Annotated in this window: 18 protein-coding genes; 5 read left to right on the forward strand and 13 right to left on the reverse strand. The window is 72.6% G+C overall.

Annotated elements, in window-relative coordinates:
• Positions 1 to 519 precede the first annotated feature (519 nt).
• The gene (locus tag QSK03_RS22280; protein WP_285656837.1) at positions 520 to 1,944 is read left to right on the forward strand and encodes a DUF1996 domain-containing protein; all 1,425 of its coding nucleotides are present in this window, start codon (positions 520 to 522) and stop codon (positions 1,942 to 1,944) included.
• A gap of 12 nt (positions 1,945 to 1,956) precedes the next feature.
• Here the strand turns inward: QSK03_RS22280 and QSK03_RS22285 are convergent, their stop codons facing one another.
• From QSK03_RS22285 to betT, 9 genes are all read right to left on the reverse strand, one after another.
• A complete protein-coding gene (locus QSK03_RS22285; protein ID WP_285656840.1) occupies positions 1,957 to 2,898 on the reverse strand; it encodes a cytochrome c oxidase assembly protein in 942 nt (313 codons plus the stop codon).
• A 76-nt stretch (positions 2,899 to 2,974) separates the two neighbouring features.
• On the reverse strand, positions 2,975 to 3,421 hold the full coding sequence (locus QSK03_RS22290; RefSeq protein ID WP_285656843.1) for a hypothetical protein: 447 nt from the start codon (positions 3,419 to 3,421) through the stop codon (positions 2,975 to 2,977).
• A complete protein-coding gene (locus tag QSK03_RS22295) occupies positions 3,418 to 4,881 on the reverse strand; it encodes an Nramp family divalent metal transporter (RefSeq protein ID WP_285656845.1) in 1,464 nt (487 codons plus the stop codon). The genes QSK03_RS22290 and QSK03_RS22295 overlap by 4 nt, the downstream gene beginning before the upstream one ends.
• A gap of 9 nt (positions 4,882 to 4,890) precedes the next feature.
• On the reverse strand, positions 4,891 to 5,652 hold the full coding sequence (locus QSK03_RS22300; RefSeq protein ID WP_285656848.1) for a dihydrodipicolinate synthase family protein: 762 nt from the start codon (positions 5,650 to 5,652) through the stop codon (positions 4,891 to 4,893).
• A 20-nt stretch (positions 5,653 to 5,672) separates the two neighbouring features.
• Complete coding sequence (locus QSK03_RS22305) at positions 5,673 to 7,379, reverse strand: IlvD/Edd family dehydratase (RefSeq protein WP_285656851.1); 1,707 nt, start codon at positions 7,377 to 7,379, stop codon at positions 5,673 to 5,675.
• Entirely contained in the window at positions 7,376 to 8,692 is a 1,317-nt protein-coding gene (locus QSK03_RS22310) for an MFS transporter (RefSeq protein ID WP_285656854.1), read from the reverse strand. Before QSK03_RS22310 ends, QSK03_RS22305 begins: the two co-directional genes overlap by 4 nt.
• The gene (locus QSK03_RS22315; RefSeq protein WP_285656857.1) at positions 8,692 to 9,408 is read right to left on the reverse strand and encodes a FadR/GntR family transcriptional regulator; all 717 of its coding nucleotides are present in this window, start codon (positions 9,406 to 9,408) and stop codon (positions 8,692 to 8,694) included. Before QSK03_RS22315 ends, QSK03_RS22310 begins: the two co-directional genes overlap by 1 nt.
• The gene (locus QSK03_RS22320; RefSeq protein ID WP_285656860.1) at positions 9,405 to 10,703 is read right to left on the reverse strand and encodes an enolase C-terminal domain-like protein; all 1,299 of its coding nucleotides are present in this window, start codon (positions 10,701 to 10,703) and stop codon (positions 9,405 to 9,407) included. Before QSK03_RS22320 ends, QSK03_RS22315 begins: the two co-directional genes overlap by 4 nt.
• Before the next feature lie 248 nt (positions 10,704 to 10,951).
• Positions 10,952 to 12,994: a choline BCCT transporter BetT gene (betT, locus tag QSK03_RS22325; RefSeq protein WP_285656863.1), complete on the reverse strand. Its 2,043-nt coding sequence runs from the start codon at positions 12,992 to 12,994 to the stop codon at positions 10,952 to 10,954.
• A gap of 204 nt (positions 12,995 to 13,198) precedes the next feature.
• On the opposite strand from betT, the gene QSK03_RS22330 reads away from it, so the two are divergent.
• On the forward strand, positions 13,199 to 13,525 hold the full coding sequence (locus tag QSK03_RS22330; protein WP_285656865.1) for a DUF3040 domain-containing protein: 327 nt from the start codon (positions 13,199 to 13,201) through the stop codon (positions 13,523 to 13,525).
• A 100-nt stretch (positions 13,526 to 13,625) separates the two neighbouring features.
• Positions 13,626 to 14,159: a glutathione peroxidase gene (locus QSK03_RS22335; protein ID WP_285656868.1), complete on the forward strand. Its 534-nt coding sequence runs from the start codon at positions 13,626 to 13,628 to the stop codon at positions 14,157 to 14,159.
• Between the two features lie 6 nt (positions 14,160 to 14,165).
• On the opposite strand, the gene fucP is transcribed toward QSK03_RS22335, so the two are convergent.
• The 4 genes from fucP to QSK03_RS22355 form a co-directional block, all read right to left on the reverse strand.
• Positions 14,166 to 15,542 carry an L-fucose:H+ symporter permease gene (gene fucP, locus QSK03_RS22340; protein WP_285656870.1) on the reverse strand — a complete coding sequence of 459 codons (1,377 nt, stop codon included), beginning with the start codon at positions 15,540 to 15,542 and terminating at the stop codon, positions 14,166 to 14,168.
• An 85-nt stretch (positions 15,543 to 15,627) separates the two neighbouring features.
• Positions 15,628 to 16,521, reverse strand: a complete 894-nt coding sequence (locus QSK03_RS22345) for an NAD(P)H-binding protein (RefSeq protein ID WP_285656871.1) — start codon at positions 16,519 to 16,521, stop codon at positions 15,628 to 15,630.
• Between the two features lie 27 nt (positions 16,522 to 16,548).
• Positions 16,549 to 17,205 (reverse strand): alpha/beta hydrolase, encoded by a 657-nt coding sequence (locus QSK03_RS22350; protein WP_285656873.1) that lies wholly within the window; start codon positions 17,203 to 17,205, stop codon positions 16,549 to 16,551.
• Positions 17,202 to 18,164: an AraC-like ligand-binding domain-containing protein gene (locus tag QSK03_RS22355; protein ID WP_285656876.1), complete on the reverse strand. Its 963-nt coding sequence runs from the start codon at positions 18,162 to 18,164 to the stop codon at positions 17,202 to 17,204. Before QSK03_RS22355 ends, QSK03_RS22350 begins: the two co-directional genes overlap by 4 nt.
• A gap of 147 nt (positions 18,165 to 18,311) precedes the next feature.
• Here QSK03_RS22355 and QSK03_RS22360 point away from each other — a divergent pair, with 147 nt between their 5' ends.
• Together QSK03_RS22360 and QSK03_RS22365 are read left to right on the forward strand one after the other, a co-directional pair.
• The gene (locus tag QSK03_RS22360; protein WP_285656879.1) at positions 18,312 to 19,292 is read left to right on the forward strand and encodes a VOC family protein; all 981 of its coding nucleotides are present in this window, start codon (positions 18,312 to 18,314) and stop codon (positions 19,290 to 19,292) included.
• On the forward strand, positions 19,289 to 20,479 hold the full coding sequence (locus QSK03_RS22365; RefSeq protein ID WP_285656880.1) for an acyl-CoA dehydrogenase family protein: 1,191 nt from the start codon (positions 19,289 to 19,291) through the stop codon (positions 20,477 to 20,479). The genes QSK03_RS22360 and QSK03_RS22365 overlap by 4 nt, the downstream gene beginning before the upstream one ends.
• Positions 20,480 to 20,481: the final 2 nt, after the last annotated feature.

A 20,481-nucleotide genomic window follows, 5' to 3' on the forward strand; every position in this document is an offset into this window, starting at 1 on the left:
ACCGGTGCCCTCCGCCCGAGACACGGTGGCGCGACACGGAGTGCGGGCCCGCGGCGCCCACCCGTGTTGCGCCGACGCCTCCGCCGGACTCATCTCAGGAACCATCGCGATCCGAGACGTGATGGCGCGGACCGAACACGTCCACCGCCTTCCGCGAACCTTGCGATCTCCTGACGATTCATCGGTCAGAACGTCGTCGGCGCGAACCTTGCAGTTTTCTGACGAACGCCGAACGTTCGCCTGAGAGATCCGCGGTAACAATTTCTGGTGGATACCGCTGTTCGCAGCACGACGATGCCGTTCATCCCGCTCGCATGACCCGCGAACGCGGCGGGATGCCTTTTTCTCTCAGGACCGACCCGACCCGCCCGCGACGTTCCTACCGTCGATCGCCGTCGGACCACCGAGCCTCGCCGCTCGCCCCCGACGACCTGACAGGACAACCGCAACCTCGAGCGCGGGGACGGGCTCCCTCTGGACGTCCAGCCGTGCCCGCGTCGAGACGGCCAGGAGGTTCCCGTGCCCCGACGCGGAAGACACCGCACCACCGGACCCGTCCGCATCATCGCGGCGGCCGCCGCCGTGCTCGTGACCGGCGGCATCGTCGTCGCGGCCGGCTCGGCATCGGCCCACACCGGATCGGACTCGTCCGACGGTTCCGGACTCGTCAGCAGCCTCACCGAATCGCTCGGCGCGGACGGCCACGACGAGCAGGGCTCCGACGACAGCACCGACCAGAGCTCCGACGACGCCGACGGCCAGTCCGGCGACGAGCAGTCCGGCGACGGCCAGTCCGGCGACGGCCAGTCCGGCGACGGCCAGTCCGGCGACGAGCAGTCCGGCGACGAGCAGTCCGGCGACGAGCAGTCCGGCGACGAGCAGTCCGGCGACGAGCAGTCCGGCGACGGCCGGTCCGGCGACGACCGGGACCAGGACGCCGACCAGGACCAGGACGCCGACCAGGTCCGGGGCGGCGACGGTGGTGACGCCCAGGCCCAGGACAACGGCGAGGACAACGGCCAGGACAACGGCGGAGACGAGGAGCAGTTCAAGGGCCGCGACAAGGCCTCGCCGCCCGACGCCTCCGACTTCGTCGACATCCGGGAGGTCGAGCCCGGGTCCGGTGGCGGACGCGGTGGCCAGTTCTCGGCGGCCGGCACCTTCCGCGTCGACTGCGGCACCAACGCCGACGGCGCCCACCGCAACAGCGACAACCTCGTGCTCGGTCCGGGCAAGCGCAACGCCGCTCAGCACGTCCACGACTACGTCGGTACGACCGCCACGACGTTCGCGTCCTCGGACGACGAGCTACGCGACGCGTCCACGACCTGCACCGACGGTGACCGGTCGACCTACTACTGGCCGGTGATCCGCGACCTGAACGGCACCGGGCCGGACGCCTTCGACGACGGTGGCGGGCTCGACGGGAACTTCGGGTCGATCCTGCCCGCGAGCTCGGTCGACCTGACGTTCCACGGCAACCCGACCGAGGACGTCGTCGCCGCACCTCAAGGACTGCGCCTGGCCACCGGGGACGCCAAGGCGGTCACGAACGGCGACGCCAACGCGAACGCGCGGTGGACCTGCACGGGCTTCGAGGACCGGACCACGACGCGCTACCCGCTCTGCCCGCAGGGCAGCAAGCTCGTGCGCATTCTCGACTTCCCCAGCTGCTGGGACGGTGAGAACACCGACTCCGACGACCACCGCGCGCACATCGCGTTCCCCGAGGACGACGGGTCGTGCGCCGACGGCACCGAGCCGGTCCCCGCGCTGCGGATGACGCTGACCTATGACCGGCCCGACGGCCGCGCGTTCGCGCTGGACTCGTTCCCCGACCAGCAGCACGCCCCGGAGACCGACCACGCGAGCTCGATCAACCTCATGCCGGACGACCTGATGGACCGTGCCGTGCGGTGCATCAACGACGGGCAGACCTGCTGATCGCCGAGCGGGTCACCGCTCCCGGTCGTGGAGACGGGCGAGCATGCGGTTGTACGCGGCGAGCGACTCCTCGTCGTCGTCGACACCGTCCTCCGGCTCTCCACGACCGGGGCCCGGCCCGGTCCCGAGGCCCAGCGCTTCGCGGCGCACCGACTCCAGCCAGGGACCGAGTTCCGGCCCACGGCCGGACGAGCGCACCCACCAGCGGGCGAGCACGACGATCACGAGCATCATCAGCGCGTCTCCCCCGGCCCACATCAGGGCGCCACCGATCCGCACGTCGGTGAGCTCGTACGCCGGGAACGGCGAGCGGGGTGACAGGAGCAGCACGAGACCGACGAGGGTGTCGACGCCCATCGCGAGCATCATCAGCGCGAACCGGCCGAGGAACGAGGGCCGCGACGGTGTGGCGTCGGCACCCAGGGCGGTGGCGAAGAACAACAGCCCGGCGCCGAGGTAGAGCGCCTGCTCGAGGTGGTGCAGTGCCATGTTGTCCGCCATGGCCTGCATGAAGCCCGTGAGGTGGGTCAGCACGACGACCAGCCCGTAGACCACGAGCACCGTGGCCGGGTGGAACAGGCCCCGTCCGACGCGAGACGCGTTGAACGACTCGAGGGCGGCGCGCACGCGAGGGGGCCCGACGAAGCGGACGAGCTCGGCCGGGCCGCCCGCCACCCACAGCGCAGGCACCACCATGATCAGCATCAGGTGCATGACCATGTGGACCCCGAAGGAGGGGTGGCTGTACACGGCGATACCCGAGTCGAAGGTGACGAGGAGGCCGACGAGCGCCGCGGCGAACGCGGCCGTCCGGGCGGGCGGCCACCGGACCTCCGTCCGCGCGGCGCGGCGCACCCCGACCCCGTAGGCGATCGCGGCGACGGCCACCAGCGCGTCGACCCACCACGACGGTTGCCACGTCGTCAGCAGGGCTCCCCAGCCCGGCCAGCCCATCAGCACCTCCCCGATCCCGCGTCAGCCGCCGGGTTACCCCGGACGCCCGCCGCGGAACAGGGCCGCGGCGCGCCCGTCACCGCGACCCGGCGACCTCGGGCGAGGTGACGGCCCGCGGGACGGCGGGCGGCGGCGGCGCCGGGAGCATCGCGGCGTAGCGCCGCACGCGGCGGGCCCGGAGCACGGCGAACAGCACCGCCGCTGCGGCGAGCACCGCGAGGGGCGGCTCCACCAGCAGCAGCCCGGCGGCGAGCAGCGCCCCCACCAGGGCGAGGACCTGCCACCGGCGCAGCGCTGCCAGACAGTGTGCCCGCTCGCCCGCGACCTCGCGGGGATCGGCGTCGGCGGGCGCACCCGGCGCTGCCTGCCCCTGGCCGTCCCGCAGCGCGAGCCACAGGTCGGCCGCCGCGGCGACCGCGAACACCACCGCCCACACCGTCGCCCCCTGCGCGGCTCGGACCCCGGCCAGGGCCAGGAACCCCACCGCGAGCACGAGGTAGCGCCACGTCACCCTGGTGCTCACGCGATCACCCCCACCAGCTCGAGGATCGCGACGAGGCCGCAGGCGGTGAGGAAGAGCGACCCGAGCGCGACGAGCACCCGCAGGGTCCGACCCATCCGGTAGGGCGCCGGGAGGTTGACCCGGTCGATGTAGAGCAGCCCGGCGCCGTAGATGCCGCACGCGAACACGCCGCCCAGAATCGATGCCGGCGTGACCAGGTCGGTGAAGCTCAGGTCGGACAGGATGGCGACCACCGCGATCGCGCCGGTCCAGCCGTAGACGAACGGCCGGATACCGCGCTGCCCGCGCGCCCGCACCGTCGCCGACACCGCCGCGAGGCTCTCGTAGGCGGTCCAGGAATACGCCTCCCAGAGCGCGTACACCGTGCCGAAGAGGACCATGACGATCGCGACGATGTAGAAGTACTCGAACACCGGCGCGACCACACCGAAGAACTGTGACTGGTAGGTCAGGACGTCGTTCTCCTCGGGCACCTGCTGCTGGGCCCCGAGAATGGTGGCCCCGTTCATCATGAACGCGGTCGCGATCACCGCGAGGGCCACGAACGCCGCGAGCATGTCGAACAGCGGGGCCCGGCTCCAGGCGCGGGCGTTGGCCACGTCCTCGGGCTCGGTCGACAGCGGGATCGGCGCGCGGTCGTCCTGCGCCGCGAGGTCGGCCTCGATCCGGTCGGCGTCGCGGTGGCCGAGCAACCCCCATTTCTTCTCGCGCAGCATGCCGGTGTAGCCGATGTAGTCGTACATCCCGCCGCCGAGGCCGCCCATGAACACCGCCAGCTCGACCCACACGGAGGTCTCCGCGACGTCGGGGTAGCGCTCGGCCACGAACGGCGCGTAGTCGGGGATGACGGGCAGCAGACCGCGGAGAGCACCGAGCCAGTCCGGGTTCGACACGAACACCGCGATGAGGACCAGCAGCACCATGAGCCCGGCGATCGCGACCTGGACCTTCTCCAGCACCGCGTAGCCGCCGATGAACGACAGGCCCGCGGCGAGGAGCAGGACGCCGAGGGCCCACAGCGTGGCGTCGCCGAACCCGAGGGCGTCGAGGTAGTCCCCCAGTGCGGTCGCGACGCCGCTGGCCCAGCCGGGGAAGGAGGCGAAGCAGATCACCGCGAGGACGATCGGGAACCACCCGCGCGGCCCCGGCATCACCCGGGCGAAGCGCCGCATCGGGTGCTCGCCGGTGAGGGTGATGTAGCGGTTCGAGGCGTACACGAGCCCGCCCTTGGCGAGGCACCCCACCACCACGGCCCACAGCACGGCGTAGCCGAAGACGGCGCCCTCACGGGAGGCGAGGATGGACTCCCCACTGCCGATCGTGAGCGACGCGATGATCGCTCCGGGTCCGAAGTACCGCAGAGCGGTCGCCACCCCCACCCGTCGCTCCCGCAACGCTGCCGGCGCCGCGGGCAGCCGGAGCAGCGGGCCCGTGGCCCGGCCGGTCTCGGAGGTGGCCATGGAGATCCCTCATCCCATCCGGACGACGTCCGACGTGCCGAACCGCTCCGCGACGAGCTGCTTGACCCCGCGGGGGAAGTCGGTCTCGCACGCGAGGTGAGTCGGGGTGATCTTGCGCAGGGCGTCCGCGTCGCCGGCGTACGCCGCGACGCAGAGCTCGGGGGCGACGTTGGCGAGCGCGAGGATGCCGCCCGCGCAGCCGAGCGCCCCGGCCATGTGGATCAGCGCCGGGTTCCCGGTCCAGACCGGGCCGGCGTAGGAGTCGACGGTGGCCAGGAGGCGGGTCGGGTCACCCGAGGAGTCCTTGACGCCCGTGACGGGCAGCGAGGGCAGCATCCCCACGGGGATGCCGGGCGGGGAGACCGCCGGGAAGTGGTACGCGAGCACGGGCGTCGACCCCGCGGCCGCGGCGATCTCCCGGTAGTAGCCGGTGGGGTCGTCGAGCCCGCGCGGGGTCCGCGCGATGACCGCGTCCACGCCCGTGTCGCCGGCCCGCGCCGTCAGACGGGCGGCCTGGTGGGTCGACGCGGCGCCGGTGCCGCCCACGACGGGGGTGTCCCCGACCGCGGCGCGCACCGCCGTGAACAGCCGCAGCCGTTCGTCGTCGTCGAGGGCGTCGGCCTCGCCGGTCGTGCCGGCGACCACGATCGCGTCGGCGCCCAGCTCGACCAGCCGCGCGGCCAGGCCGGCCGTGGCGTCGGCGTCGAGCGCCCGCTGGTCGTCGAAGAGCGTCACCAGGGCGACCCCGACGCCGGTGAAGACGGGTTCCATCTCGTTCCTCCTCCGAGGTGTCAGTGGGACTCGCGCGGGACCTCGGCCCCGCTGCGGCCGACCAGGAAGTCGAGGTCCGCGCCGCGGTCGGCCTGCAGCACGTGCTCGGTGTAGAGGCGGGTCCAGCCGCGGGTCTCCGCCGCGCCCGGCGCCCGCCACCGCTCCCGGCGGCGGGCGAGCTCGTCGTCGTCGACGTGCAGGGTCAGGGCGCGGCCCGGCACGTCGAGCTCGATCTCGTCGCCAGACTCCACCAGCGCGAGCGGACCCCCGACCGCGGCCTCCGGGGCGACGTGCAGCACGACCGTGCCGTACGCGGTGCCCGACATCCGCCCGTCGCTCACGCGCACCATGTCGCGCACCCCGCGCTCGAGCAGCTTGCGCGGGAGCCCGACGTTCGCGACCTCGGGCATCCCCGGATAGCCGCGGGGCCCGTTGTTGCGCAGGACCAGCACCGTGGACGGATCCACCTCGAGCTCGTCGCTGACCGCCCGGTACTCCTCGGGCGACTCGAACACCAGCGCGCGGCCGCGGTGCCGCTGCAGCTCCGGCGACGCCGCCGACTGCTTGATCACGGCACCGTCGGGCGCGAGGTTGCCCCGCAGGACGGCGGTGCCGCTGCCCGCCGGCGCCATCGGCTCGTCGAACGGGCGGATGACCTCGCGGTTCCAGCACGCGGCGTCGGCGATCGCCTCCTTGACGGTGCCGCCCGCGACGGTCGGGCGCCCGAGGTGGAGCAGGTCGGCGATCTCGGCCATCACCGCGGGCAGGCCGCCCGCATAGCAGAGGTCCTCCATGAGGAAACGGCCCGACGGCTCGAGGTCGACCAGCGTCGGGACGTCGCGGCCGAACCGGTCGACGTCGTCGAGGGAGAACGGCACGCCGAGCCGGCCCGCGATCGCCTGGAGGTGGATGACGGCGTTGGTCGACCCGCCGATCGCGGCGTTGACGCGGACCGCGTCCTCGAACGCCTCCCGCGTCATGATCGTCGAGGGCCGGACGTCGCCGGTGACGAGCTCGACGATGCGCTGCCCCGCCCGCTGGGCGGTCTGGTCGCGGCGGGCGTCGACGGCGGGCCATGTCGCCGAGTAGGGCAGCTGCATGCCCAGCGCCTCGGCCAGGCAGGCCATCGTCGAGGCGGTGCCCATCGTCATGCAGTGCCCGGGTGAGCGGGCCATCGCGCCCTCGGCGACCGCGCACTCGGCCGGGGTGATCGTCCCCGCGGCGAGCTCCTCCTCGAAGCGCCACACCTGGGTGCCCGAGCCGAGCTCCCGGCCCTGGTACTTCCCGCTGAGCATCGGCCCGCCGGTCACCATGATCGACGGGATGTCCACGCTGGACGCGGCCATGAGCAGGCCCGGTGTCGTCTTGTCGCAGCCGGAGAGCAGGACCAGCCCGTCGAGCGGGTTGGCGCGCATCAGCTCCTCGGCCTCCATCGCCAGGAGGTTGCGGTAGAGCATCGCGGTGGGACGCAGCAGCGTCTCGCCGAGCCCCGTGCACGGGAACTCCCGCGGGAACCCGCCGGACTGCCACACCCCCCGCTTCACCGCCTCGGCGACGCGGTGCAGGTGGGCGTTGCAGGGCACCAGCTCCGACCACGTCGTGGCGATGCCGATCACCGGGCGCCCGTCGAAGACCTCGTCGGTGACGCCCTGGTTGCGCATCCAGGAGCGGTGGATCATCCCCGACCGGCCCTCGGCGCCGAACCACGCCGTGCTGCGCCCGCTCACCGCGCGCCGCCCGCACTCGTGGTCTCCGGCTTCACCGCGGCCGGTCCCGGGTTCGCCCGGCCCCGCAGCGTGATCATGATCAGGCCACCGAGCAGCAGCGCCACGGCCAGCACGATCGAGGTGGACAGGAAGCTGCCGCCCGAGAGGTCCTGCAGGTAGCCGCCGAGGTAGGGCCCGACGAACCCGCCGAGGTTGCCCAGCGCGTTGACCAGCCCCATCGCGCCGCCGGCCAGGGCGACCGGCACCGCGAGCGACGCGCTGGCCCAGAACGGTCCGTCGTAGGCGAGCACACCGGCGGTCGCCACGCAGACCAGGGCGATGGACAGCACCGGGATGCTGCCCAGCGCGACGGAGGCGACGAGAGCCACGGCACCGACGACCAGCGAGACCAGCACGTGGAAGCCGTAGCGACGGTTGCGGTCGGCCGCGCGCGCGTTGAGGTACATCGCGACGGCGGCCACGACGTAGGGGATGGCGGTGAGCCAGCCGACGAGCACGCTGTTGCCGCCGGTCGTGGCCTTGAGCAGCGTCGGCAGCCACAGCGTCAGGCCGTAGAAGCCGACCTGGATGAGGAAGTACACGACGACCAGGCGCCACACGACGCCGGAGCGGAACACCTGCCCGTAGCCCGCGAACGCCGGGGCGTCCTTCTCGTCCTCGGCGAGCGAGCGCTCGATCCACTCCCGCTCGGCCGGCCCGACCCATTTCGCCCGGGACGGGCGGTCCGCGACCAGCCACAACCACAGCGGCAGGGCGATGACGAACGGCAGGGCGCCCTGGATGAAGAACAGCCCGCGCCAGTCGGAGAACGAGAGGATCCAGCCCGACAGCGGCGCGGTGATGATCGAGGACAGCGGGATGTTCATCATCCAGATGCCGAAGGCCCGGGCGCGCTCCTCGGTCGGGAACCAGTGGCTGATCAGCACGAGGATCGCCGGCCAGATGCCGCCCTCGGCCACGCCCAGCAGGAAGCGCACCACCAGCAGCTGACCGAAGTCCTGCACGACACCCGAGAGCACCGCGAAGATGCCCCACGCGACGATCATGATCGCGACGAACTTCTTGGCGCTCCACCGCTCGGCCAGGTGTCCGCCGGGGATCTGGAGCACGAGGTAGCCGATGAAGAAGATGCCCCCGGCGAGACCCTGCTGGGCCTTGTCGATCCCCAGCTCCTGGCCCAGGCCGGAGAACGCGAAGCTGATGTTGGTCCGGTCCATGAACGAGATGACGTAGACGATCACGGCCACGGGGATGAGCCGGAGCCATCGCGTGCGCCCGATCGGCGTCGCGGTGCCGGCGTCTGCGGTGGTCATCATTGCCCACCTCTCCGGTCGAGGTGGGCGCGGACCCACTCCTCGACCTCGGTGACGTGCGTGGTGGCGGCGGTCCAGGCCGCGAGCGAGTCGCGGTGGCGCAGGGCGCGCAGGATCGCGGTGTGCTGGTCGTGGGTCCAGGACAGGACGTCGTGCTCGACGACGGCGCGCCAGATCCGCACGCGGGCGGTGCGCCCGGCGACGGCGCCGGTCAGCGCCGCCAAGGTGGCGTTGCCGGCGGCGGTGGCGATCGCGGCGTGGAAGTCGAGGTCCTCGGCGACGAGACGCTCGGGCTCGTGGAGGCCGCGCATGCGGTCGAGCCGGTCCTGGAGGTCCCGCAGGGCGGTCTCGTCGACGCGCGTCGCGGCGAGGGCCGTCACCCCCGGTTCGAGCACCCGCCGGCACTCGAACAGCTCGGCGACCCCCTGCTCCCCGACCAGGTCGAGGAACGTGCCGGAGGCTCGCACGAGGCGATCGGGGCGCAGATCGGTCACGAACGTGCCCGACCCGCGACGCACCTCCAGCACCCCGGCGCCGACCAGGGCGCGCACCGCCTCGCGCAGCGACAGGCGCGAGACGTCGAGCTGGGCGGCCAGGTCGGCCTCCGGGGGCAGGCGCTCCCCCGCCGAGAACTCCCCGCTCTCGACCCGGGCGACCACCGCGCCGATGACGCGGTCGACGACGCTGTCGGCCGCGCGCTCCGTCGCCGGCGTCATGGTCCCGCCCAGACCGCGCCGTGGGGGAAGGCGTACGCGGCTCGGGTCTCCGCCAGGATCTCGGCGCTGTACCCCGGCCGGGTCGGCGGCAGGTAGGACGGCCCCTGCATCCGGACCGGGTCGACGAAGTGCTCGTGCAGGTGATCGACGTACTCGATCATCCGTTCCTCGCGGGAGCCGCTGACGGCGACGTAGTCGAACATCGACAGGTGCTGGACCAGCTCGCACAGCCCGACCCCGCCGGCGTGCGGGCAGACCGGCACGTCGTGGGCGGCGGCGAGCAGCAGCACCGCCACGGCCTCGTCGACGCCGCCCGGCCGGGCCGCGTCGAGCTGGCAGACGCCCATGGCGCCCGCGGCCAGGAACTGCTTGAACATGACCGCGTTGTGCGCGTGCTCGCCGGTCGCCACGCGAGTCGGTGCGATCGCCCGAGCGATCGCGGCGTGCGCGAGGACGTCGTCCGGGCTGGTCGGCTCCTCGAACCACCAGACGTCCGACGGCGCCAGCGCCTCCATCCAGCGCACGGCGTCGCCGGCGCCGAGCGCCTGGTTGGCGTCGATCATCAGGCGGCCGTGGGGGCCGAGGACGTCCCGGGCGAGCGCGCAGCGACGGACGTCGTCCTCGAGGTTCCCGCCGACCTTGAGCTTGATCGACTCCCAGCCCGCGGCCACCGCCTCGCGGCAGAGCCGCACGAGCTTGTCGTCGTCGTAGCCCAGCCAGCCCGCGCTCGTGGTGTAGGCGGGATAGCCCTCCTCGCGCAGGACCGCCTCGCGCTCGGCCCGTCCCGGGACCTGCTTCTCCAGCATCTCCAGCGCGGCCTCGGGGGTGAGCGTGTCGCGCAGGTAGCGCCAGTCGACGAGATCGACCAGCTGCTGCGGGCTCATGTCCGCGAGCACCTTCCACACCGGCCTGCCCGTGGCCTTGCCGATGAGGTCCCACGCCGCGTTGACGACGGCGGCGAGCCCGAGCTGGATGGTTCCTTTGGCCGGGCCGAGCCAGCGCAGCTGGCTGTCGGCCTGGAGGTGGCGCGAGAAGCCGCCCGGGTCGGCGACGAGCTCGGCGATCGACCACCCCCGCGCCCGGCGGCCGATCGCCTCCGCGGCCGCGACCGCGAGCTCGTTGCCCCGCCCGATCGTGAAGGTGAAGCCGTGGCCCTCGAGGCCGACGTCGGTGCGCAGGACGACGTAGGCGGCCGAGTAGTCCGGCGCCTCGTTGACGGCGTCGGACCCGTCGAGGGCCCACGACGTCGGGAAGCGGAGATCGACGGTCTCGACGTCGACGATGACCCCGTCCATGCCCGCTCCTCTGACCTCTACACGGCCGACGTGCGAACGAGGACCGCTCCGACGGCGTCCTCCCCCACGCTGCCACCGCGAGACATCAGATGTCTAGAGGTCGGCCTCTCTGGTCCTCCGTCCCGGAGGCGAGCTCACCCCGCGACGGCGAGGCCCTCGAGGGGCCGGCGGCCCGGTCGAACCCGCCTTCGGAGGCGGAACGAGGATGCCTACGGGGGACGACACCCGACCCGCTCCTGCCGTGGACGTCACCCCTGGACCTCCTGGATGCGGACGAACTCCAGATCTCTCTCGTACTGGTCGAGGATGTCGTCGGTCAGCTGCCCGTAGGTGTAGCCCATGACGTCGTAGCCCTGGCCGCCCTCACGCAGGTGCACCTCGAGGCGGCAGTAGGTGTCGGTGCCGCTCGGGACGGCCCGCCCGTAGACCGGGATGTGAACCTCCCGGGGCTCGATGCGGTAGAGGAACTGCCGCTCCTCCCCCAGGTCGGCAACGAGCTCGACGGCCCTCGCACCGCTCTCGTCGCGGTCCCGCGCCTCGGCCTCCACACCGCGCTCGCGCAGGTGTGAGGCCACTTCCTCGACCGCCGGGAGCGCGACCTCGCCGAGGAACTCCTGCGCGCGCTCCGCGTCGGGGAACGAGAGCGCCCGGTCCAGTCGCTGGCGCCATCCCGGGACACCGCTGCGGTGCCCGTCGCCGGGGCTGCGACCGGAGATCGAGGAGCGCAGCGCGTAGCGCTGGCTCTCGGCGTGCAGGGCCTCGACGCGCAGCGCCTTCCACAGGCCGTAGGCGACCAGGGCCAGCACGAAGGCGAACGGCAGCCCCATGATGATGGTGGCGTTCTGCAGCGCGGTGACCCCGCCCACCAGCAGCATGCCGATGGTGAGCAGACCCGTGGCCACCGCCCAGAAGATGCGCACGGCCGGTCGCCCGTCCGACTGCGGCGTCTCCAGGTGCGAGGTCAGGTTGGCCATCACCAGCGCCGCCGAGTCCGCCGAGGTCACGTAGAACAGCAGGCCCACGAACGTCGCCAGACCGGCGACGAACGGCACGGCCGGGTACTGCGCGAGCAACTCGTAGAAGCCTTGCGCGTTGTTCTCCATCGTGCTCGCGCCGAACGCCGCGTTGCCGTCGCGGATCACGTCGATCGCGCTGTTCCCGAAGATCGAGATCCACATGACGATGTAGGTGAACGGGATGATCAGCGTGCCGGCGACGAACTGGCGGATGGTGCGGCCCCGTGAGATGCGGGCCAGGAACAGTCCGACGAACGACGCCCACGCGATCCACCAGGCCCAGAAGAACAGCGTCCAGGCATTGAGCCAGTCGACGGGACGGTCGAAGGCGAACGTTTCGAGCGTGAGGGCCGGGAACGAGCTGAGGAAGTCGCCGACGTTCTGCACGAGCCCGTTGAGCAGGAAGACCGTGTCGCCGGCGACCAGGAGGAAGAGCGCGAGCCCGATGGCGAGCAGGACGTTGAGCTGGCTCAGCAGCTTGATCCCGCGGTCCACGCCGGTCACGGCGGAGATCGTCGCGATCCCGACGGCCACGACGACCAGGCCGACCTGGGCCGCGGTGCCCTCCGGGATGCCGAAGAGGAAGAACAGCCCGTAGTTCAGCAGTACCACGCCGATGCCGAGCGAGGCGGCGACGCCGAAGATGGTGCCGAGTACGGCGGCGAGGTCGACCGCGGTGCCGACCCCTCCGTGGATCCGCTTGCCGAAGATCGGGTACAGCGCGGAACGGATGGCCAGCGGGAGGTTGCGGCGGTAGGCGAAGTAGGCCAGCGCCATGCCCATCAGCGCGTAGAGCCCCCACCCGCTGATGCCGTAGTGGAACAGCGTCCACACCGTGGCGTCCTCGGCCGCCTGCAGCGTTCCACCCTCGCCGCGGGGCGGGGTGAGGTACTGCGTCACCGGCTCCACGACCGCGAAGAACATGAGGTCGGTGCCGATGCCGGCGGCGAAGAGCATCGATGCCCAGGCGAACGTGCTGAACTCGGGCCGTGAGTGCTCGGGGCCGAGTCGGGTCCGTCCGAGTCTGGACGCGCCGACGACGATGACGAAGACGAGGACCAGCGTCGTCAGCAGGATGTAGAACCAGCCGAACCATTCCGAGGTCCAGCCCACCACGGCGCCGATGGTGTCCGATGCCGAGGTCGGCGCGATGATCGCCCAGAGCGCGATGGCGAGCGTGACCGCGGCGGACCCGTAGAAGACGGCGGGCTTGATCCGGGCACCGGATCCGGGCTCGGGCTGCGTCGTCGCCGCCTCCGTCTGCACGTCAGTCATCCGCGTCTCCCGTCATCACGGCGTCGCGCCGTCCCGAGCGAAACCGGACAAGCCTCTCACGGGGCGGAAGCCGCCGAGAAGGAACAGCGAGTCGGCCGGCGACCATCCGTCGCGCTCGGCGACTGAATCGGGCAGACTGGACATCGGTGAGCCGGGAAGTCTGGTCGGCGGTTCCAGTGGCGCGCGACCGGGGGACGACGATCCATGGCTGACGAGGCAGCAGGACCGACGCCACCCGAGCCGGCGCGGCCCCTCGATGCGCGGGAGCGGGATGCACTCGCCGAGATCGAGGCAAGCACGCGCCAGGAGGATCCGGAATGGTCCGCCCTGCTCGCCGGGGAGTCGACGTTCAGGCCCTCATCGCGTCGGACCGCCGCACGCATCCGGAACCTCGCGATCCAGGTCGCGGTCGTCGCCGTGCTGGCCGTGGTCCTGATGCCGAGTGCATGGGTGGGCGGCCTGCTCGTGGCCGTGGTGATGATCGGCCCGGTCGGCGCGGCGCTGTGGGCGATGCGCCGCGGGGTGCTCTGAGACCTGGTGATCGACCTCGGTCCGGCGACGGCCAGACCGCGGCGGCCCGGCCGTCACCGAGGGGGTAGAACGTGGGGCGGCCTCGATGACCGGGAGAGCGATGACCACCGTCCACGAATTCACCGTGTCCGACGCCGACGGCACGGCCGCCCCGCTCGGGCGGTACGCCGGGCGTGTCCTGCTGGTGGTGAACGTGGCGAGCAAGTGCGGGCTCACGCCGCAGTACGAGGGTCTCGAGGCCCTCCAGCGCCGGGACCGGGACCGGGGGCTGACCGTCCTGGGCTTCCCCAGCAACCAGTTCATGGACCAGGAGCCGGGCACCGACGCGGAGATCCAGGAGTTCTGCCGCACCACCTACGACGTCACGTTCCCCGTGCTCGCCAAGGTGGACGTGAACGGTCCCGACGCCGCACCGCTGTTCGGGTTCCTGCGCGCCGAGGCACCCGGCGACTTCGGCCCGGCCTACGGCGGGTTCTACGACGCGATCCATCAGCTGCGGCCCGAGGCCGGGGCCGACGAGGTGAAGTGGAACTTCACGAAGTTCCTCGTCGACCGGGACGGTCGCGTCGTCCGGCGCTACGAGCCGCCGGTGGCCCCCGAGGACATCGCCGCCGACCTCGAGGCGCTGCTGTAGCGCGACTCATCCGCGGTCGTCGCCGCGTACCCCGTCGCCCTCGCCCGACGCCGCCATCGCCGGCGTGGGCTCGTCGTCGGTGACGTCGTGGCGCAGGTTGCTGCGGAAGTAGAAGAGGATCCCGAGGAAACAGAGCGCGGACACCACGAACGACATCTGCAGCGACCCGAGGACGTCGGACACCCCGCCCTGCACCACCGGCACGACCGCCCCGCCGACGATGGCCATGACCAGGATCGCGCCGCCGGTCTCCTGGTAGCGCTTGTCACCGATCGTGTCGAGGGTCTGCCCGAAGATCGTCGGCCAGCACGGGCCCATCACGAGGTTGGACGCGATCACGAACCAGATCGCCGACGCAGCCGGGCCGAAGGCGGCCACGACCAGCAACCCGGCGCCGATGCCGCAGTAGATCACCAGCACCCGTGCGGCCGAGAACCGCGCGATGAGGGTGTTCGCGACGAACTTCCCGACGAGGAAGCACGTGAACCCGGCGATCATGAAGTTGGTCGCCTCGCGCTCGTTCATGCCGGGATAGAGCTCGAGCGCCACGCGGATCGTGAATGACCAGACCGCCGTCTGCAGACCGACGTAGAGGAACTGCGCGACGATGCCCTTGCGGTACTGCGCGGTGCGCCCGAGCACCCGCAACGTCTCGGCCAGGCCCGCCGGCTTTTCCGCCTCCTCGCCCCGCGGTTTGCTGCGCGGGAAGTCGGTGACGAGGAACAGCACGAGCAGGACGACGAGCACGACGAGGATGTACTTGTAGGGCAGCAGGGTGTTCTGCAGCAGGTCGTGGCCCAGCGCGAGCTTCGCCTCGGGCGTCGGTGCCGCATCCAGCTGCGCCTGGATCGAGTCCCCGGTGCTGAAGATCAGGTACTTGCCGAGGATCACGCCCAGCAGGTTGCCGATCGGGGTGAAGGTCTGCGAGATGTTCAGCCGCAGAGTCGCGGTCCGGCGCGGCCCGAGCATCGACGAGTACGTGTTCGCGCTCGTCTCGAGGAAGCTCAGCCCGATCGCGATGGCGAAGATGCAGAACAGGAACATCCCGTACGTGGCGAGCCCGCTGGCCGGGAAGAACAACCCGCAGCCGATGATGTAGACGGACAGGCCGATCAGGACGCCGACCTTGTACGACGTTCGCCGCACGATGCGCGACGCCGGAATCGCGATCAGGAAGTAGCCGCCGTAGAACGCCGACTGCACGAACGCCGTCGCCGCGTCGGACAGCACGAAGACGTGCTTGAACTGCGTGATCAGGATGTCGTTGAGCCCGGCGGCGGCACCCCACATCGGGAACAGCAACGACAGCAGGACGAATTGGAACAACGGTGTCCGGTCGAGATAACCGGAGTCCAGTTGTTTCGCGGGATTCTTGATCAGCATTGACCCACTCCACGCGCCGTCGCCAGTTAGCTACGCAACGTAACTCGGGAATGCTCGATGCGGCAAGGATTCCGCTTTTCGCCGATCAGCTCGCCCGGCCGGGCGGCGGCCACCAGTCGATGGCGGCGACCGGGGTCGCCGGCGACCCCGTCAGGCGGGGCACGACATCGGTGACCGTCGAGAGCCCGCCGCCGGCGATCGCGAGATACCACGAGATCCAGGCCTCGATCTGCTCGCCGGACAGACCGAGGCGGAGGCGCCGGGTGAACGCCTGCTCCGGGGTCTCCGGCTCGTGGCGGTAGGGCCGCCCCGTGGCCACCGCGATCTGCCCGACCGCCTCGGCGAGCGTCATCGCCTCGGGGCCGGTCACCTCCAGGGTCCGCCCGTCATGCACGGACGGGGCGCCGTCGTCCCGGACCACCGCGGCGATCACCGCGGCGATGTCCTCGTGGGCGACGAACGCGGCCCGTCCCGCACCGGCGGGTCCGCGCACGACGAGGTCGTCGTCCGCGAGCGAGGCCGGGGTCGAGGCGTAGATGCCCGCCCGGACGACGGTGTGGCGCACCCCGGAGTCGGCGAGGAAGCGCTCGGTGAGCCAGTGGTCGCGGGCGTTGCGGTAGGTCGCGTCGGGGCCCGCGCCGAGCAGCGACACGTAGACGACCCGCTCGACACCGACCGCCCGCGCCGCCGTGATCACCGCGGCGTGCTCCTCCAGCCGTCGTCCGAGCGGGCGCCCCGAGACCAGGACCAGCGTGGACGCCCCGTCGAGCGCCGGACGCAGGGCGGCCTCGTCGTCGTAGGGCGCCGGTCCGCGGCGCTGCGCGCCGACCAGCTCGGGGATGCCCGCCACGTCACGCCCCAGCAGGAGCTGCGGCACGCCGTGTCCCGCCAGGCGGCGCGCGATCCGGCTCCCCAGGGCCCCGGTCGTCCCGGTGACGGCCACGGTCGACCTCGCCCGCCCGTCCTCGTCGTGATCCACGGGTCTCCACCGTACGGACGGCCCCGATCACCCCGGAGCGGCTCGGCGCAGCAGCTCCGCGGCCCGGTCGATCTCGCCGTCCGCGACCTCGTGGGCGCGGCCGGGCTCGACGCGGGTCGTGACGTCGGCACCGTGCGCCCGCAGGGTCGCGACGAGCTCGTCGGTGGCGGAGAGCGGGACCCAGGGGTCGTCGTCGCCGTTGGTCGCGAGCACCGGCACCCCCGTCAGCGGGCGCTCCCCCACGGCCGGCCACGGCGTGCCGGCCGGCCCGAACGCGGCGCCGGTCCAGATCAGCGCCCCCGCCCAGCGCCGGGGGCGGCGCAGCAGGTGGTCGGCGACCAGGCAGGCGCCCTGGGAGAAGCCGGCGAGGACGACGCTGTCGGCCGCGTGCCCGGCCGCCGCGAGGTCGGCGGCAAGCCCGTCGACGACGTCGGCGGCGGCGTCGCGCTCGGCGCGGGTGTCGGGCAGCGGGTCGTGCACCCGGCCCGCGTACCAGGCCCGGCCCGGGGCGGCCGGCGCCACCCACGTGACGGCCGGTCCCGACAGGCGCGCCGCGAGGCCGTCGACGACGTGGTCGTACATCCACGCCGGGTCCTGGTCCCGCCCGTGCAGCACGATCACCGCGAGGTCCCCGGACCCGGGCGGCGCCCCCCGGACGTCGGCGCCGGCGAGACCCGCGCTCACGCTCGGCCGTCCAGCACGGCGCGGCGGTAGGCGACCGGAGTGCGCCCCGTCGCGGCCTTGACCAGCTGCCCGAACCGCGTGGCGTTCCCGAAGCCCCACCGCAGCGCGACCGCCGACACGGGCGTCGCCGCGTCCCGGGGATCGGCGAGGTCGCGCAGGCAGCGCTCGAGGCGGCGCCGGCGGACCTCGGCCGCGACCGTGCGGCCGTCCTCGGCGAGCAGCGCGTGCAGGTGGCGCGGGGAGACGAACAGCGCCGCCGCGATCGCCCGCGGCGAGAGGTCGGGCTCGGCGAGGTGCTCGTCGATGTAGCGGTCGACCTGCTCGCGCAGGGCCTCGTGCGGGTCGGCCGGCACGTCCAGGCCGCGGCGGCGGAGCCCGTCGTCGAACAGGGCGCGGGCGATCTCGGTGGCGTGGCGCACGGTCGTGCGCAGCGCCGAAGGGTCCGCGACGGCCGGCCCGGCGCGGTCGAGGCCGTCGTGCAGCCCGGTGAGCAGGCCGGCCATCGTCGACGTCAGGCCGTGGGCGGCCTCGAGGCGGGTCGCCGTCAGGTCGCCGGCCGCGCGCCCGGCGACCGGGAACCGGAAGCAGAGGCTGCGGTAGTCCTCGCCGCTGGTGATCTCGACGGGCCTCGTCGAGTCGTAGAAGACCATGTCGCCCGGGTGAACGGTCGCGCGCCGCCCGTCCTGGCGGAACTCGGCGTGGCCCGCGAGCTGGAGCGAGAGCAGGTGGTCGGCGCGCTCGTCGTCGTCGATGAGCGCGCTCTCGCGGATCGCGCGGTGGGGGCGCGACGTCATCGCGACGAGCGATGCCTCGCCGAGGTCGATGCGGTGGACACGGCCGTGGAAGCGCTCCGGACGCGGGCACTCGACGTCGAATCGCAACAGGGCCCCGGAGACCGCCCCGCGCCAGCTGGCGACGTCGCGGACCTCGGCGACACCGCCCGTCGCGTCGTCGCGCATCTGGAACATCCTCGAGCGCCGCCGGACCCGTCCCACCCCCACCGGCCGGTCGTGCAGCCCAGCGAGATGTCCCTGCACTGTAACGAGAGGGCCGAGACGTGGACCACATCTAGCGTCGGGGCACCACCCCGGAGCAGGAGGTCCGAGATGTCGCACATCGCCGGCTCGCACCACGTGACGCTGTCGGTCGCCGGCGCCCAGGAGGACGTCGACTTCCACGTCGGCGCGCTCGGGATGCGCTTCATCAAGCGCACCGTGCTGTTCGACGGCTCCCTGCCGATCTACCACCTGTACTACTCGAACGCGGCCGGCGACCCGTCGGCCGTGCTGACCACGTTCCCCTGGGCCCAGGCCGGTCTCGTCGGGCGGCGGGGCACCAACCAGGCGCGCGAGGTCCTGCTGTCGGTGCCGGCGGACTCGCTGGACTTCTGGGCGGACCGTCTCGCCGCGCACCGTGTGGAGGTCACGAGCACCGAGGTGTTCGACCGCCGGCGCCTGGAGTTCCGCCACCCCTCGGGCATCGAGTACGCGATGGTGCCCGCGGAGGCCGACCCCCGCGTCGGTCACCCGGGGGAGGGCGTCCCGCCCGAGTACGCCGTCCACGGCATCCACGGCGTCGGCATCCACGTCGCCACCCCCGACCGGATGGTCGAGTTCTCCGAGGAGGTCTTCCACTCCCAGGGCAAGGTCGTCGAGGACGGGGACCGCGCCGCCTACCAGGTCGGCCAGGAGTCGGTGGGCAACCACGTCGAGCTCGTCGCGGACACCGCCGACGACCAGGGCACCTGGCGCTACGGCGCGGGCACGTTCCACCACGTGGCCTGGAACCTCGAGACCCTCGAGAACCAGGACGACCTCAAGTTCGAGATCGAGGGCAACGGCTACACCGACATCTCCGAGCTCAAGGACCGCAAGTACTTCAAGTCGGTCTACGTCCGCACGCCGGGCGGGGCGCTGTTCGAGCTGGCCGTCACCCACGCCGAGGGCGGCTGGACCTGCGACGAGTCCCCCCACGAGCTGGGGCAGCGGTTCCAGCTCCCCGAGCAGTTCGAGGACCGCCGCGAGGAGATCTTCTCGAAGCTCGAGTCGATCACGGCGCCGACCGACCCCGACGAGGAGGAATCGTGACCGACCAGCTCGTCCGCCCCACGGCGGATCTGCACGTCAGTGGCCGCTTCGACGAGGTGATGGGGCGCATCGCCGACCTCGACCCGGTGCTGCGCGCCGAGGCCGAGGCGAACGAGGCCGGCGGCCGGCTGACCCCGCGGGTGGCCGAGGCCCTGCACGACAGCGGCGTCTACCTCATGAGCATGCCCCGCGAGCTCGGTGGCCTCGAGTTCACGCCGCGCCAGGTCATCGCCGCGGTCGAGGCGCTCTCCCGCGCCGACGCCTCCACGGGCTGGGTGGCGATGACCCTGCAGATGGCGGCGGGCACGACCGCGGCCTACCTCGGACGGGGGCCCTGGGAGGAGATCACGGCCGAGCACGGCGACCGCACCCTCGCCGCCGGGCAGGGCACCCGCCCCGGCCGGGCGGTGACGGTCGACGGCGGGTTCCTGCTCTCGGGGTCGTGGCAGTTCGCCTCCGGGCTCCACCACGCCACCCACGTCCACACCGCGGCGCTGGTCGAGGAGACGGGCGAGGCCCGCGTGTTCACGCTCCCCAAGGAGCGCGCCACGATCGTCGACGACTGGGACGTCATGGGTCTGCGGGCCACCGGCAGCGTCGACTACCACTGCGAGGAGGTGTTCGTCCCCACCGAGCACACCTACGTCGCGACCACCACCGAGCCGCTGCTCGGCGGGGCGGTCTTCCGGCTGGGGCTCGCGAACTTCGCGAGCCTGCAGCACGTGGGCTGGGGGCTCGGGGTCGGACGGCGGCTGCTCGACGAGATGCAGGCGCTCGCGGCGCGCAAGACCGGCACCCCGGGCGCGACCGTCGACAACCCCGAGTTCCACGCCGCCTACGGCGCGGCGGAGGCGACCCTGCGGGCGGCGCGGGCGTGGAACATGGAGGTCTGGGCGGACGTCGAGGCCACCCTCGAGAGCGGCGCGACCCTCTCGGTGGACCAGGAGACCCTCGTGCGCCAGGCGCTCGCCCACGCGACGTCGGCGGCCGAGGAGGTCGGCCGGACCGTCTACCGCTGGGCCGGGACCGCCGCGCTGCGCGCGGGCGACCTCAACCGCGCCTTCCGCGACCTGCACGGCGGCACCCAGCACGTCACCTCGGGGCCGGCGGTCCGCCAGGGATGCGGCCGGCGGCTCGCCGGCCTCGCCCCCGAGGCGTCGTGGGTGTTCCTGAGCCTCGTCGACTGAGC

The sequence above is a fragment of the Actinomycetospora sp. NBRC 106375 genome, assembly GCF_030269665.1.
Classification (GTDB): domain Bacteria; phylum Actinomycetota; class Actinomycetes; order Mycobacteriales; family Pseudonocardiaceae; genus Actinomycetospora.